The sequence below is a fragment of the Candidatus Zixiibacteriota bacterium genome (genome assembly GCA_026397505.1).
Taxonomy (GTDB): domain Bacteria; phylum Zixibacteria; class MSB-5A5; order GN15; family PGXB01; genus JAPLUR01.
Window position 1 is genome coordinate 1 of record JAPLUR010000134.1, and the last position, 16010, is coordinate 16010.

At 49.1% G+C, this 16010-nt stretch carries 11 protein-coding genes; all 11 read left to right on the forward strand.

Annotated features, from left to right (window positions below):
• The coding region (locus tag NT002_14195; GenBank protein ID MCX6830413.1) for an O-antigen ligase family protein at nucleotides 1-516 on the forward strand (516 nt) is incomplete at its 5' end.
• A gap of 9 nt (nucleotides 517-525) precedes the next feature.
• Nucleotides 526-1905: a hypothetical protein gene (locus NT002_14200; protein ID MCX6830414.1), complete on the forward strand. Its 1380-nt coding sequence runs from the start codon at nucleotides 526-528 to the stop codon at nucleotides 1903-1905.
• 245 nt (nucleotides 1906-2150) lie between these two features.
• Nucleotides 2151-4046: a fibronectin type III domain-containing protein gene (locus tag NT002_14205; protein MCX6830415.1), complete on the forward strand. Its 1896-nt coding sequence runs from the start codon at nucleotides 2151-2153 to the stop codon at nucleotides 4044-4046.
• A 76-nt stretch (nucleotides 4047-4122) separates the two neighbouring features.
• Nucleotides 4123-5322 carry a glycosyltransferase family 4 protein gene (locus NT002_14210; protein ID MCX6830416.1) on the forward strand — a complete coding sequence of 400 codons (1200 nt, stop codon included), beginning with the start codon at nucleotides 4123-4125 and terminating at the stop codon, nucleotides 5320-5322.
• The gene (locus tag NT002_14215; protein MCX6830417.1) at nucleotides 5319-6428 is read left to right on the forward strand and encodes a glycosyltransferase family 4 protein; all 1110 of its coding nucleotides are present in this window, start codon (nucleotides 5319-5321) and stop codon (nucleotides 6426-6428) included. The genes NT002_14210 and NT002_14215 overlap by 4 nt, the downstream gene beginning before the upstream one ends.
• Nucleotides 6429-6441: 13 nt before the next feature.
• Complete coding sequence (locus tag NT002_14220; GenBank protein MCX6830418.1) at nucleotides 6442-7497, forward strand: polysaccharide deacetylase family protein; 1056 nt, start codon at nucleotides 6442-6444, stop codon at nucleotides 7495-7497.
• Nucleotides 7498-7541: 44 nt separating this feature from the next.
• Complete coding sequence (locus NT002_14225; protein MCX6830419.1) at nucleotides 7542-9242, forward strand: GNAT family N-acetyltransferase; 1701 nt, start codon at nucleotides 7542-7544, stop codon at nucleotides 9240-9242.
• Nucleotides 9239-10357 (forward strand): glycosyltransferase, encoded by a 1119-nt coding sequence (locus NT002_14230; GenBank protein MCX6830420.1) that lies wholly within the window; start codon nucleotides 9239-9241, stop codon nucleotides 10355-10357. Before NT002_14225 ends, NT002_14230 begins: the two co-directional genes overlap by 4 nt.
• 39 nt (nucleotides 10358-10396) lie before the next feature.
• On the forward strand, nucleotides 10397-11389 hold the full coding sequence (locus tag NT002_14235; GenBank protein ID MCX6830421.1) for a glycosyltransferase: 993 nt from the start codon (nucleotides 10397-10399) through the stop codon (nucleotides 11387-11389).
• 525 nt (nucleotides 11390-11914) lie between these two features.
• Nucleotides 11915-14686 carry a hypothetical protein gene (locus NT002_14240; GenBank protein ID MCX6830422.1) on the forward strand — a complete coding sequence of 924 codons (2772 nt, stop codon included), beginning with the start codon at nucleotides 11915-11917 and terminating at the stop codon, nucleotides 14684-14686.
• A gap of 334 nt (nucleotides 14687-15020) precedes the next feature.
• Nucleotides 15021-15986: an NAD(+) synthase gene (gene nadE, locus NT002_14245; protein ID MCX6830423.1), complete on the forward strand. Its 966-nt coding sequence runs from the start codon at nucleotides 15021-15023 to the stop codon at nucleotides 15984-15986.
• Nucleotides 15987-16010 lie beyond the last annotated feature (24 nt).

Below are 16010 nucleotides of genomic sequence, written 5' to 3' on the forward strand. Positions count from 1 at the left end.
AGGTATTCATCGATATTGGATGACAATCTTGATGCTTCCTCGGAGAATAGAGTCAAGGCCTGGAAGGATGGGCTGGAATTATTCGTTACACATCCTTTGACGGGAGTCGGAGCCGGGGCTTTTGCCTGGGCGCGGGTGGAAAGGTTCGGAGTATATCTTAATCCTCATAATCTCTATGTCCAGGTTCTGGCCGAACTGGGGTCTATCGGGACTTTCATTTTTTTCATGTTCCTGATAGATATATTTAGGATAAATCGCCGCATTATTAAGAAAGTACAGGTCAGGGGCTCGCCCCATGCTCTTCTGGAGCCGTTCGCCAGAGCAACTATCATTGCCTGTCTCTCGCTTCTGGTGACCGGCATTTTCTCCCATTCGGCGTACCGGTACACCTGGTATCTCCTGGCGGCACTGACAGTGGTTTTACAGCAATTTGCCAGAATGGAACCGGAAGAGATTGCCGCCGTGCCGCGGGAGGCACAGGTCCCGAAGGCGGCGGAAAGCCTGCCGCATGATTAGGCGGATATTATGAATCTATACTCGGCTTTACTAAGAAGAACCGTATTCCCCTTGATTTTGAAGAGGGATGAACGGCTTTCGGCCTTAAGGCACTGGCATTTTCTTGAGCGAAGTCAGTACTGGTCGCGGCAGGAGCTTCTTGACTATCAATGGATGAAACTAAGAAAGCTCCTGCAGTACAGCTATGAAAATTCGCGATATTACGCGCGGCTTTTCAGAGAACGGGGACTGACGCCGCAGTCATTCAAGAGCTTTGGGGATCTGGCTCTGTTGCCGATGCTGACCCGCAACGATCTTTTCAACCACAAGGATGAGATCTTCTCAAAAAAATACGATGTGGCCGCGGTGCAGGAGGTTGTTTCCGGCGGCACCACGGGAGTCCAGGCAATATTGTATCGTGACCCGGAGAGTTTTAATATAAAAATGGGGCTGGGCTGGCGTCACGAAGGGTGGATGGGAAGAAAACCCTGCGATAAAATGGCCTTTTTCTGGCCGGTCCACGCCGATTTCTACGATCCGGGAACCTGGAAGACCAAGTTCAAGATTCGGCATCTGATAAGGGAAGCTTATTATTATGCCGGTTCGGCCAAAAAAGAAGTCATGCAGGAATTCTATGAAAACCTGATGGATTTCAGGGCCGACTACCTGAAAGTTTTTCCGAATCCTCTGGCAGGTTTTACACAATATGTGCTGGAGCATGCGCTTAAGGCGCCGCGGCTACGGGGAATCCTTTCCACGGGCGAGGTTCTCTCGGCAGGGCAACGGAGAATATTTGAGGAAACCTATGGCTGTCCCGTATACGATATGTATGGTTCACGGGAAACAGGCAATACCGCCTCGGAATGCTCAAAACATGAGGGCCTGCATATAGCGATGGAAACCTCACTGGTTGAATTTGTCAACAACGGTAAAGCCGTCGATTACGGTACCGAGGGGGAAATACTGATTACCGACCTGACCAATTATGCTTTCCCCATGATTCGCTATCAGATCGGGGATTATGGTATCCCTCTGAAATCCGGTTGTTCCTGCGGCCGGGGACTGCCGCTAATGAGCCCGGCCGTGGGGCGAATTCAGGACCATTTCTACAGCCCCGACGGCACCCGTCACAGCGGGCTGATGCTGGCGGTTCATATCGTTTCCGACCATCATATCATAGTCGGCCAGATTCAAGTGGTACAGAAGACATTGACCGATTTTCATGTGAAGCTTGTCCGGAAACCGGAGCCGACTCTGGAGGTTTTGAACTATATTGAAAGTCAGATGAGGAAAATCATCGGCGAGAAGATAAACATTGAAATTGAATTGGTGGATGAAATCCCCAAAGAGAAATCGGGGAAAGTCAGATTCGTGATCTGTGAAGTGCCCGAGCCGGGCGGGATCAAATAGCAGAAAGGCAGCGATCAGCGCCGGAAATGCCCGGAAGCATGGATTTGGCCCTGGGACGGTAAAATTTGTATAATAATCAAACAGCATAAGCAAGGGTCAGGATAAATATTGGCCGGCAATGGGTCGAATATTAGATTGTAGGTAAGTCGATATTAGTTATATTATTAGGTTAGCGCCGAAAATCGGCAAGGTGAGACCGCTTTTGTTCTTATCTGATTATTGAATAGATCAGTCAGGAGGAAGATATGTTATCCAGACATTTAAGTCCGACAGGAAACAGCAATCGTTCATATATGCTCAAACCTATAATTAGCGGGCATTCATTTATTTCATCGATATTGGTTCTTATTCTTCTGGCCGGAATCAATGCCGCGGCCGATCAGCTCACCCAGCCGAAGCTGGTCACCACTTCCGACGCCGACGGCTCCACGCTGGGGATTCCCCGCTGGAAAGGGTACATGTCGGAACTGGATCCCAACGATTTCTGGCTCAGTTACGCCAGCGCCGGGACGACTGACGGCAGCATGAATTATACCACCGACGCCGGTGAATCCTGGAGCAGCAATGCCATGCAGATTGATGTCAATGGCTGGCTTGATTTTCATCTCTCCCTTTTCGGCCGGAATGGAGAGCTTTATTTTACTCTCCCGGGGTGCTCGTTCCGGAAATTTAACGCTCCGGCGCAGAGCAATGCGGACCGCGGGCCGCTGGTCGCTCTGGCGGGAACCGGGGCCAGCCATCGTTCCAATATCATGGTGCAAAACACCGGACGTATCTGGATTTTCACTCGCGCCAGTGCCAATGCCGCCGAAAACGTAAAATACCAATATTCCGACAATCAGGGTTCAAGCTGGACGACCGGAGTAGCTTACGCCACCGGCGCCCCCGATGTAAGAATCGGTTCCATGCCTTATGTCGGAGGAAATCCTGCTTTGGTAGTTGAGCATCTCAACGACAATCGCGGTTTTGAATATTATCTCTGGAATGGAACGTCGTTTGAGGCCAAGAACGACCATTCCATGTATGCCGCCAATTTGCAATCCACCCGCGTTTTCACCCATAATGTTATCAATGATACAACCATGCATCTCATCTTCGGCAATGACAACTCGTTGCACCATATCTGGAAAAATTACAACAACGCCGGCGGCGCCTGGAACCATGAAATCATTGATAATTCCGCCACAACGACCGACAACGACTGGTATCCCATTTCTACGGTCAAAGGAAATGATCTCTATCTTTTCTACTGCAAGAAATCGACCACTGACGCCGCCTCTTCGATGATTTATTATAAGAAGTGGTCGCAGGTATCGCAGAGCTGGACGACGCCGGTGCTGGTATCGACGCTTCCGGAAAATACCGGCAATCGCGACCCCAACACCTGTTTCCATGTCCCTTCGAATGCCAATTATATTCCCGTATTCTGGTGGTGCGCCGGCACCCCTAAGAAGATATATTTTGCCAAAATATTGACCGGCTCATCGAGCGGCGATACGATTCCGCCGGGGAAAATACTGGATCTGGGCGCGGCTACGGGACCCGGTCTGGGGGCGGCAACGCTCAGCTGGACCGCGCCGGGAAACGATGCCTATAGCGGCACTGCGGATCACTACGCGATTCGATATTCGCTCTCACCTCTGACGGAGGCCAACTGGCTTGCGGCTGCGGCTGTAATCTCGCCCCCTTTTCCTCAGCAGGCCGGGAGGAACGAAAGCTTTGTAGTGAACGGCCTGACTCCGGGATCAACTTACTATTTTGGAATCAAGGCTTATGATGAGGCAGGGAACGCCTCGCCAATTTCCAATCTAGCGATTATCAATATCGTGCTGGATGTTGCCGACGAAGGGCCGCCGCTTCCAGGAACATCCCGGCTGCTTGGCAACCATCCCAATCCGTTTAATTCCACGACGGTGATTGATTTCCAAATTTCCTCCCGGACCCATGTCTTGGTTTCAATTTACGATCTTCTGGGGCAGAGAGTAAGTACGCTTGTTGATGCGGTCAAGTCGGTGGGAAACTATTCGGCATCCTGGGATGGAACCAACAGCCGGGGGGAGTCGGTGGCTTCAGGCGTATATTTCTGCCGCATGGATATCGATGAAAGCTCGGAATTGCGGAAAATGCTCCTGCTGAAATAGATTTGTTCGGGTTGACCCTTATCTAAACAGCATAAATGGTGGATTCGCCGGTTTCTATGGATGGATTTCAGGCAAGATGAATATACTTATACTTGACGAAGAATTCCCCTATCCGCTCAATACCGGCAAAAGGATTCGCAGTTATAATCTGATAAAAAGACTGGCCGTGCACCATAAAGTGCACTATCTGGCCTACGGCAAAGAAGATTCGGATAATTTTCGGGCCATGCACGATGCCGGTCTGCACCCGAGGGCGGTGCCTCCTCAAGTTCCGGCCAAATCAGGATTCCTTTTCTATATCCGACTTTTCCTGAATCTCTTTTCCAGATATCCCTATATCGTCAGTAGTCATTATTCAAGAGTGTTTCAGAAAGCGGTGCATGAGGCAGTGGCGGAAATAACACCGGATATAGTCATATCCGAATGGAGCCCGTATGCCATTTTTGTCAAAGATCTGCGGGGAACGCGCAAGATTATCGTGGCACATAATATCGAGCATTTGATCTGGAAACGGTACTATGAAAACGAAAAGTGGGGCCCGAGGAAGTGGTATATCGGAAAGCAAATGACCAAAGTAATGAATTTCGAGCTTGCCGCCTTCAACTGGGTTGATGGGGCCATCGCCGTATCTGAAATCGAAGCAGCATCAATAAAGGAATTGAATCCGAAAATACCGGTTCAGGTGGTCGAAAACGGTGTCGATCTTGAATATTTTCGCCCATCACCGGCAAAGACCGACCGGCATCAGTTAATATTTGTCGGCGCGATGAATTGGCGTCCCAATCAGGATGCGATCCAGCATTTCGTGCATGATATTCTCCCCTTAATCCGAAGGAAGACGTCTGATATTGAGGCTGTCTTTGTGGGGCAGGATCCGCCTCCGCAGATAAAGAAACTGGGGGAAATCCCCGCGGTGAAGATAGTCGGGCAGGTGGATGATGTCCGTCCTTATGTCATGAAGGCGGCGGTCTATATAGTGCCGCTCCGTATCGGCGGGGGAACGCGGCTCAAAATTGTCGAGGCGCTGGCGATGGGGAAAGCGGTGGTGTCGACTTCGGTTGGCGCCGAGGGATTGCTGGTGACGGATGGAAAAGAAATTTCGCTGGCCGACAGTCCGGAGCAATTCGCAACCGCTGTCGAACGCCTTTTAAATGACGGAGACCTGAGGGCGCGTCTCGGTCGAGCGGGAAGGGAACTGGTCGAGAAGCATTATGACTGGAATCGGCTGGCCGAAAAACTAAGCCTTTTTCTTTGCAGAGTCGCGGAGGGGAGATGAGAATTCTCCATTTGCGAGCATCCAATTTCTATGGCGGGCCGGAGCGGCAGATTCATATTCATGCCCGAATGGCGATAAGCCGCGGATACGACATTATAGCCGGTTCTTTCTCGGAGCAGGGTCAAAGGCCGGAATTCCTGCGGGTCATGGAACAGGACGGCGTTCCTGTCTATCTCTTCGAAGTCAGGAATGCCTATGATCTCAAAGCGATTGGCGCAGTGCGGAAATTTATCAGAGAAAAACATGTCGATATTCTCTGCACTCATGATTATCGAACCCATCTTATCGGTTTCCGGGCGGTCAAAGGTACCGAAACGAAGTGGATTGCCTTTTCGCGAGGTTGGACCAAAGATACTCTGAGGGTACGAGTATACAGCCTTCTGGATAAGATATTTATCCGCTTTGCGACGCATATTGCGGCGGTTTCGGAAGCCCAGAAAGGCAAACTCACCCGTCTGTTCATACACCCCGAGAAAATAACCTCGGTGCCCAATGCTATCGACCCGGAGAGCTTTCGGGGCGTAGAACGCATTGACCTGAAAGCGCGCTTTAAGCTTCCCACCGATTCGATAACAGCAGTCGCCGGCGGGCGGTTCAGCCGCGAAAAAGGGCAAATCTATCTGGTCAAAGCGGCGGCTGAGGCAATTAAGAAGAATGATCGGCTTCGTTTTATCATATTCGGTGACGGCCCCGATTTTCAAATGATAAGAGACAAGGTATCGCGCGCCGGACTTGAAGAAATAATCATGTGCCCCGGATTTGAGAAAAATCTGCTCGGCTGCCTGAAAGGAGCCGATATGCTGATCAACCCCTCTCTTTCTGAAGGACTTCCCAATATCGTTCTTGAGGCCATGGCATTGCGTATACCGGTGATAGCAACCGCGGTGGGCGGTGTCCCGGAACTGATCAAATCGGGAGAGAGCGGGTTGCTGGTCAAGGCGGGCGACATCTCCGGCTTGAGCCGGGCGGTACTTAGGCTTGCCGCCGATTTCGAGGCAAGAAAAAGACTGGCCGAGGCCGCTTATCAGGTGGTGACAGACTCCTTTTCCTTTGAAAAGCAAATGGATCTGTTGTCAGAGGTTTATCAAAAGGGTTGCGCCAAATGATGCAGGGCACTTTATGCTAAAGATATTAAAGAAAATTCTATTCCGGCTCTTTTATATTCGGGGTGTTTGGCAAACCGTTCGGTATTTCAATCGGGACAAGATTGTCATCTTGATGTATCACGGTGTCACGGACAGGGAAATCGGCGTCTGGACACAGTTGTCATCTGCCCGATTCGAAGAACAAATGCGATATATCGGTCGCCATTATCATCCGATTGCGCTTTCCGAAGCGGTCGCCATGCTTCGGAAGGAAAAGCCGATGGTTCCAAACAGCATTGTAGTTACCTTTGATGATGGTTTCCGGAATAACCGGACTATCGCCTATCCCATTCTGCGAAAGCACAATATCCCGGCCACAATTTTTCTGACCACATCCTTTGTGGACAGAGGCGGCCAATACGAGGGATTTCTCTGGACCGATTACATATACCTGTTGCTGATGAGTACCGCCGAGACCATGCTCGATGTGAATGATCTTGGCCTCGGGCAACTTGATATCAGCGATCATAAGAAAAAGTATCAGGCCAGAGATGCCATATGCGGCGCCCTGAAAAGAATGCCGTATCAGGAGAAGGCCCGAATAATAGAAGCCATTCGCTCCAGGCTAAAATGTGCCATAAATCCCCAAATAAGCGAGCCGTTCCTGCCGCTCGGCTGGGATGAGATAAAAGAGATGTCCGAAAGCGGCCTGGTCAGTTTCGGCGCGCACACGGTCACCCATGAAATATTGACCCAACTCCCGGACTCTGTTATGCGAGACGAGATAAACCAATCTCAGGAGGCGCTTGAAAGAATTTTATCCGAGAAAGTTGAATATTTTGCCTATCCCAATGGTACCATGGCTGACTTTAACGAAGGCATAAAAAGAATCGTCGCAGAGAAATTCGGTTGCGCTTTGACCACAATCGAGGGATTGAATCGAGCCGGCTGCGACATGTACGAACTGAAGAGGGTCAATATTGGAAATGATATGGGATTGAGCGAATTCAAAATGACCCTGTCGGGAACGGCTTTTATGCTGCGAAGGTTAAGGCCGGGACGCCAGAACCGAATTTCCACCGATAAATAGATTTTACAACCGGCAAAGAAAAGCATTATTATCATTTGATGACTATGGTCGAAAAAATCGGCAATCCGGCAGAATTTGAGAAGTTGAAAGCCGACTGGAATAAGCTGCTCGAAAGAAATGACACGAAGAATGTCTTTCTTACTTTCGAATGGCTTTATAGCTGGTGGAAGGTCTATGGACGGGAAAAGGAATTGTTTCTTCTGGTCGTCAGGGAAGGCCCGGAAATTGTCGGTTTGGCGCCGCTGATGAGATCCCTGGTGGGGGGACTTGGCCGCAAACGGTATGTCATTCAGTTTATCGGCACCCCCAATGTCGATTATTGCGATTTTATTGGTGCGGATAAACAATTGATTGCTCGTCAAATAATCGGCTATCTTGATGACCATAAATCAGAATGGGATGTGGTGGAACTCTCCCAGATTTCCGACCGTTCCGGGACATTGCCGATAATCGAAGAGATTTTGAATGAATCCGGCCGGCCCCATTTGAAAAAAGAAATAGAGACCTGTTATGGATATATATATAATGGGCTCGTTGATGAGAGAGCCAATTTTACTTATCATCGCGGGGCAACGCTGAAAAAAGCGGTCAACCACTTCAACCGCGAGAGCGGACTCCAACTGGAGAAAATAACCGACCCGGCCGAAATTGAAAAAATTCTGCCGCAGTTTTTTCTTCTGCATATCAATCGCTGGCGCGAGACAGGTTCGCCGAGCAAATTTCTCCGGGAGGAAAATTGCCGATTTTTCAACGAACTTGTGAGGACACTCGGCCCGCTGGGTGAAATCTGTTTTTTTGTTTTGAAAAGCGGCGATCTGTCGGTGGCGATGATTTTCAATTTTGAATATGGAAAAGTGATAAACCACTATACCATTGCCATCAATGTCTATTTTCGTGATCGCTCTCCCGGAATTCTGCTCCTTCTTCAGCAATCCGAATATCTTATCAGGCGAGGATATGATTTGGATTTTTCGCGCGGGGCGCACCAATATAAGAATTTATTGACTAACCGCGAGTATATCAATTATCAGGTTACCATCTACAAAAATAACTGGTCACGCCTCCGGATAAAATTATACGATCGACTGAAAGCGACAACTCCGATTCAGAGCATACTGAAAAATGAAAAGCTCATGATTTTAAAGAGCCAGATACTTGATTTCATACGTCGGAACGGCGCCATTGTATTTTTGGGGCGCGCGTTTAGGAGAGCGCTCAGAGTCATAATTGATTATAGAGTGTTCAATTTCTATACTTATCAGGGAGATGCCGTATTCTCATTCAAGCCGAAAGTCGATGTTGAATGCCGTAAACTCAGGAAAGAAGATATCGGCCACCTGGCGACTTTCCTCGGGATTGAGCCGGAATCCAGGAAATTCGGGACAATTATGACCAGATTAGAGTTGGGCGACGACTGTTTTGCCGCTTTTCACAACGGTAATCTGGTCGCAGTCACCTGGGGGCTTCACCATAGCGATCTCTATATAAGGGCGGGGCTGACTGTCACGCCGGGAAAAGGGCAGGTCATCTCTGCCGATGCAATGACCTCCCCGATCTACCGCGGTATGGGGATTCGGCCATATCTGATGACCTATGCGCTTAAGGAATACAAGGGGCAGGGTGTGAGCATACTGGGAGCAGTGGAGCGGTCCAATAAAGCCCAGTTGCAGAGTATCAAGAAGCTCAATTATACTTACCTGTATTGTATCCGCAAGCTGCGCCTTTTCGGAATAAGGGTGCTATGATCAATGTAATATTCTTGATAGATCGTATGTGGGGTGCCAACGGCGGTACCGAAGGGCAGCTTCTGATGCTCTACAATAATCTTGATAAAGAGAAATTCAAAGTTCATCTCTTTTGTCTTCAGAATACCGCCTGGCTTGAATCCAGCGAATATAAATCGCGGATTACGGTACTTGATGTGCCGCGCTTGCTGAGTTGGAAAGCGCTGGTCGCAGTTCTGCGATTCCGGAGATATTGCCGGGGAAATAGGATTGAAATTGTTCAGACCTATTTTCACGATTCTTTTATATTCGGCGCCATAGCCGGGCGGCTGGCGGGGGTAAGGAAGATTATATCCTGCCGGAGGAATCTTGGCCCCGGTTTCTGGGGCAGAAGAGGGTTGCTTCGCGTCTTTCGCATTATCAAACGCCTGACCTGGAAATATCTGGCCAACAGCGCCGCGACTAAAGAATCGATTAGGCAATATGAAGGAATAGATCCCGCGAAAATCGCGGTGATTTACAACGGACTTGACCTCTCCCGTTTTGAAACCGTGGATGAAAAATATCGATGGGATACCAGGAAACATCTAAACATAGGCGAATCCGATATTCTCATAATTATGGTCTCGCATCTGCGGAAAGAGAAAAATATCCCTCTTTTTATCAATGCCGCGGAGAGAATTAACAGGACCTTTCCTCAGACACGCTTCTTACTTCTCGGCGCCGGGCCCATAGAAGCAGAAATCAGTGAGGCCGTCAGAGAACAGGGATTGCAGAAACTGTTTTCGCTGCCAGGATCGGTTCCTGATGTCGTTCCATATCTGGCGGCCTCAGATATCGCATGCCTGACCTCCGATGGCGAAAGCTATTCCAACGCCATCATTGAATATCTTGCGGCGGGATTGCCGGTTGCTGCAACCGCGGTCGGCGGCAATATTGAAGCGCTCAGAGAAAATGGATTTCTTTTCCCAAGTGGGGACATGGAGAAGCTGGTGGAAATTCTCGGCCTGTTGATAGAGAATAAGGAGTTGAGAATTCAGCAGGGTATTAAGGGGCGACACGAGGCTTTTGAGAAATATAGTATTTCCAGGATGGTTGGCGAGCATGAGAAAATTTATGAAGACGCGGAAAATTAGCGAAAACATCAGCCTTGCATTTGAAGAGCCGTCTCTGAGATGAAACTGAAAATTATTTCCAATATTTACAGCCTGCAGGAAATTCATAAGGAAGGCGTGGAGATTGAACTCCACCGCTATCCCAAAACCATCAACAGTTTCGCAACCGTTCTGCGGATGTTCTGGAAATCATTCGGATATGACTATATAGTTCTTAATTTCATATCATTCGATATTTTGTTGCTGGCCTTCCTCAAATTGATCATTCCTTTCAATTGCTGTCGTCTGGTGACCGTTGATTTGCTTCTGACCCGGCCGTGCACTTTTCGTGAGAGATTTCTCCATCCCTGGAAAGTGCTTCTGCTGAAAAAGGTCCATCTATTCCTGGTATTGATGAAAGACACAAGCGGCTATCAGAAGTACTTTCATCTGCGGCCGGAGCAATTTCGCTACCTGCCATATAAGATTAATGCCTTTGATTTGATATCAAAGACAACTGTTACCGACGAGGGTTATATTTTCTGCGGTGGGAAATCTCGCCGCGATTTCAATACGCTCTTTGCCGCGGCGAGGAAGCTGCCTTATCCGGTCAAAATAGTCACCGTCTCCAACGCGGAACTGGCCCCTCACGGCTCATTCCTTGATGCGGCATCCGCTCCCCCGAATGTCGAGATTATCCGTCATGATGGCAGCGTGGAACTGTTCGTGAAATATATGTCGGCCGCGCGTCTGGTGGTAATACCAATCAAGAAAGATATTATCACGCAAGCCGGGATTGCAGTTTATATCATGGCTATGGCGCTTAAAAAGTGTGTCATTATCTCCGCAGGGCCGGGGGTGGATGATGTGCTGCCGGCGGAAACGGCCATTATTGTCCCGCCTGAAGATATTTCAGCCCTCACCCTGGCAATCCAGCTCGCATGGTCCGATGAGGCTTATCGCCGGAAATTTGAAAGAAACGGTTACGATTATGTAATGACTTTAGGCGGGGGAGAGCATTTTATCGAAGCCATAGTCGACCGTTTATGCGAGAATTTCGGCAGAAAGCAATGACCAAATCATGTGCAACGCCTGCTAATGTTCATCTTTGAATCATGGATATAATCGCTTGTCTCCGTAGAGATTACAATTAAATATCAAATCAACTGTAACACTGCTAACCTGAATTTGTTTGGAGTCTCTTATTAAGATTTCGCCGAGCATCATAAAGTCCTAATTATCATATAGTTAATTATTGCAAAAGGCTTTCATCGCTGGCATCATTTTTGACTCATATTGGTAGGATAATTATGTTTATTGAGTGGAAAGTTGGCCGAAGTGATGATAAGAACTGTTTCCAAACGATATTGAATTTATTAGCTTAGATTGGAGAAGGAAAATGATTCTTTCGCTGTATAATAGGTAACTACCAGCACCAGATATGGCTTGTTTCCGGCCCGCGGCGTCAGCGGGGGTAGGGAAGAAGCAATCCGGTTTAAGGTAGGAAGATTATGCCGATGTTAATATATAATGCCCGGACAGAGTCACCAGGTTGTAAAAGTAATCGTGGCCGATCCGGTAGAACTTCAAGGAGGCAGAGTGATTATTCTGAATATATTTAAGAGCCGAAATTTGCTTGTTCCGGTTCTGCTGTCGGTTTTATCGTTGGCGCTGGTCAGTCCCTGTCTGGCCGGTCGCATTGATATTTCCTCTTTGCCGTATACCATTCGACAGAGTATGCATTCCGCCGATCTCTGGGATACGGTAACTATCGCCGGAACGAAACTGTCCTCCGCCACCGGCGGGATTATTTTGAGCCCTCAGAGTGGAACCGTCATGCATCACTGGTATGTAGATCTGGGGAGCGACACGCTGGAATTTGGTACCGGGGACGGCGCCGGTAATGAGGGCATTCTGGTCAACTCGCTCTCGGGTTATCCTTTTCATGACATCATACTCGAAGGCGGCTGGATTATCCATAAACCCTCCAATAACAGCGACACTTTGATCAACTATAATACCTGCCTCGTTTTCGGGAGCGGGGAAGGTATTCTGGTGAAGAATGTCAATATGAGGGCCAATGGCTATAACGGCAAATGCATTTCAGTTTCGGGTGGATACAATACCGAAATCTCAGGCGGTACTTTTTACAGCGAAGTCGATTATTACCGCAGCCGCTGCCAGTTTGATGCCGTTCTTTTCAATATGGCCGCCTCATTTGACTCGGCTTATGCCGTTTCCAAGGGATATACCTTTAACATCAGCATACACGATGTCAGAATGATCAGTACCCCTCATGCCGGAATGAGGCTATCCGGCGGAAGCGCGGATCAGTACGGCGTCTTCAAGATCTATAATTGCTCCGTCATGGTCGATGCCCATAATTTCCAATATACTTCCTATGCCGGAACCTGCGCCTCCTCATCGAATCCTTATGCCATTGCTTTAAGCCGCCCCGGCCCGGGAACCGACGTCCACCATAACGTGATTACCAGCGGCACCGAATACGGGGGCGGGCGCGGTATTCTGGTCGAGCATACCCGCGGAACGGACGACAACTATGTGAAAATACACGATAATAATATAGACATTCATGAAGGACCGAACGCCGAATATGATGAGAATCATATGGAAACGCATGCTCTGCGGATCCGTAACGGGTGTCATCATGTTCATGTTTATAATAATACCATTACCGCCACCGGTGATGCCGATCCGGCCAGTTCAAGTTATGGGAAGTCGGTGACCCCCTTCAGGTATTCCTCCGGCGAAGCCGACGGTGTCGTCAATACTTATAGCATAGTCGAATATAACACTTTCCGCGCCAGATCGCTGGGGGCGGGCGCAACCGCTTATGGCATCACTTTTGATGCGGTCATGATTGCCGATAGTACTCTGCTATTCAGATATAATCGTATCGAGAGTGATAATATTCTGGTCAAATATGGTGAAATCAATGAGGGCGCCAGGGGAATTACCCTCTACGCCGATACCTTCAATCTTTATTCCCCGAATTATAATCCGCAGACCTTTCTGGTCGGCCATGCCTGCAATAACTGGAATTGCTCCGGTAATACTGTTTGCGACGGTGTCTATGAAGGCGCCGCCTCGGACAAGGATATTAATTTTTCATGCACGTCCAACGGAACCCTGGAACTTGGTCTGGAGCGGATGCTCAAGATATATGTCAGGGGTAATAACAGCCTTCCCGTGTCCGGCGCGTCGGTCTGGGTCATCAATAATTATGGCGATACGGTCGTGTCCGGCACTACCTCCGGGGCCGGTCTTATAAGCAAGGCGGTTCTTTACTGGTGGGAGTCGAGAACTTCCAATGATTCGACCGGCTATAACAATTTCGTTATCAAGGCCAGGAAAGGAAGCGATAGTACTTCAATTAACCATACCATTTCGGCGACATCTCTATTCCCGGCCATTACTCTGAGCAATACCCAGGGGGCCGAGGTCATTGATTCAATTGCTCCCAGCCCGATTGACAATCTGGGGGCCCTGCCGGGTTACAATGCGGGAGAGGCTCTCTTGACCTGGACCGCAACCGGTAATGATGGTAACAGCGGAACCGCAGCCGCCTATGATATCAGATACGCCGCAGCGACGATTACCGAGGCCAATTGGAGCAATGCCGTCAAGCTTCAGAATCCTCCCGCGCCTCGTCCGGCCGGCAGTAATCAATCGCTTTTGATGACCGGTCTGGTTCCGGATCAATTGTACTATTTTGCCATGAAAGCGGCGGATGAAGTACCCAATGTTTCCTCGCTCTCCAATGTGGCTTCGGCCAAGGCGCAGGTTGATATGTCGCTGGGGATTGACAGCCAGGTAGTGGCGGTCAGTCCCGCCGATGGAGCCGTGCTGAATGTCTCTTACCCCCTGCTGGTCGTAAGAAATATCGACACCGCCACGGGAAATGTCTATCATTTCGAGGTGGCAACGGATACTGAATTTGTGACACCGGCGGCGTCTTCGCCGCCGGTGTCACAGGCTTCGGGGAATACCACCTCTTGGAAAGTCGATATCAAACTTTCAACCGGAATCACTTATTACTGGCGGGCTAGAGCCAACGATTATAATTACTGTGAGCCGCTTTCCATTGAAATCGCGCCGCTGGCTCATGTTTATCCCAATCCTTTTAAACCTTACCGGGGCGAAAGCGCGACCTTCACCGGGCTTCCCCCGAATTCAAATTTGATAATCATGTCGGTTTCAGGCGCCACCATCCGGCGTTTCACTGATATTCCGGGAGGAGAGGTAGTCTGGGATGGAACCAATGCCGAGGGTAATCCTGCGGCCGCGGGCGTCTACCTATGGTATCTGGAGGGAACTGACATAAGCGGCCGGCTTCTTTTGATCAGATAAGTTATATAAAAATCGCTTTTTAGCCCGCCGGATCCTGTGCGGTATTGGCCGGTTCGGATTTGTCTATTCATCTTGAACCCGCCAGCCCGTTCTTCCAATCCAATACCCGCCCGCACGGATTGCCGGGATGTTTTATCCGATTATTCCCATCGACTTAAGAAGAATATCAACTAAGCCGATATAATCCTTGAAGTTGGATTATTATCACCGGATCGTGGGGTCCCCGGGAAAGACGGCTTTTAAGTAGTTGCCGGAACCCCAAAAAAAATATATAGTTTAGCTCAGAAATGTTCGTAATAGATGCCGTAAACAATAACTGTAAAGGAAATGAGAATTGAAATTCAGTAAAGATAGTCTCAAAATCGATGCGGCAAAAGTGGCCGATCAACTCTGTCAGACAATTTTGACCCAGATAAGAGGGACTCTCAAGAAAGGGGGGGCCGTTGTCGGAATTTCCGGTGGAATCGATTCCTCGGTATGTGCCGCTCTCTGTGCCCGCGCCCTGGGACCGAAAAAGGTGCTCGGCATTATGATGCCGGAAAAGGAATCGGCCGGGGAAAGCCGAACACTGGCCGAAAAACTGGCCCAAAAATTCGGTTTTGAAACGACACTGGAAAATATATCGTCCGGACTGGAGGGGATGGGATGTTACCAGAGAAGGGATGAGGCGATAAGAGAGCTATTCCCCGAATTTGATTCCAGTTACACGGCGAAGATTACCAACCCGACCAATATTCTTGAAAAGGAGACTTTCAACTTCTTCACCCTCACGGTCGAGGATAAGCAGGGACGCATTCAATCGAAAAGGATGTCGCCCTCGGTCTATCTTCAGGTGGTGGCTTCATCCAATCTGAAACAGCGGCTCCGTATGACCACCCTGTATTACCACGCCGAGAAAAGAAACTGGGCGGTGGTCGGGACGGGCAACAAGGATGAGCATTGTCAGGGATTTTTTGTGAAGTATGGCGACGGGGGGGCCGACCTGAAGCCGATTGCACACCTTTTCAAAATACAGGTTTATCAGTTGGCGGAATACCTTGGCGTTCCGGATGAGATTATCAGGCGAGTTCCCACGACTGATACTTACAGCGCCGAAGTAACGCAGGAGGAATTCTTCTTTGGACTCGATTTTTACCATATGGATATGCTCTGGTATGCGATGGAGAATACGATTCCCCCCGCCGAGGCGGCGAAAGTGCTGGATCTGACCGTGGAGCAGGTGGAGCGCGGTTACGCCAATATCGAGCGGAAGATTAAGGCGACAGAATATTTGCGGATGAATCCGCTGGAAATCGTATAATTAAAATGGATCAGAGGACATTAT

What these genes read in the sequence shown, in the direction of transcription:
- NT002_14200 (MCX6830414.1), top strand. Translation starts at nt 526, where the DNA reads ATGAATCTATACTCGGCTTTACTAAGAAGAACCGTATTCCCCTTGATT.
- NT002_14205 (MCX6830415.1), top strand. Translation starts at nt 2,151, where the DNA reads ATGTTATCCAGACATTTAAGTCCGACAGGAAACAGCAATCGTTCATAT.
- NT002_14210 (MCX6830416.1), top strand. Translation starts at nt 4,123, where the DNA reads ATGAATATACTTATACTTGACGAAGAATTCCCCTATCCGCTCAATACC.
- NT002_14215 (MCX6830417.1), top strand. Translation starts at nt 5,319, where the DNA reads ATGAGAATTCTCCATTTGCGAGCATCCAATTTCTATGGCGGGCCGGAG.
- NT002_14220 (MCX6830418.1), top strand. Translation starts at nt 6,442, where the DNA reads ATGCTAAAGATATTAAAGAAAATTCTATTCCGGCTCTTTTATATTCGG.
- NT002_14225 (MCX6830419.1), top strand. Translation starts at nt 7,542, where the DNA reads ATGGTCGAAAAAATCGGCAATCCGGCAGAATTTGAGAAGTTGAAAGCC.
- NT002_14230 (MCX6830420.1), top strand. Translation starts at nt 9,239, where the DNA reads ATGATCAATGTAATATTCTTGATAGATCGTATGTGGGGTGCCAACGGC.
- NT002_14235 (MCX6830421.1), top strand. Translation starts at nt 10,397, where the DNA reads ATGAAACTGAAAATTATTTCCAATATTTACAGCCTGCAGGAAATTCAT.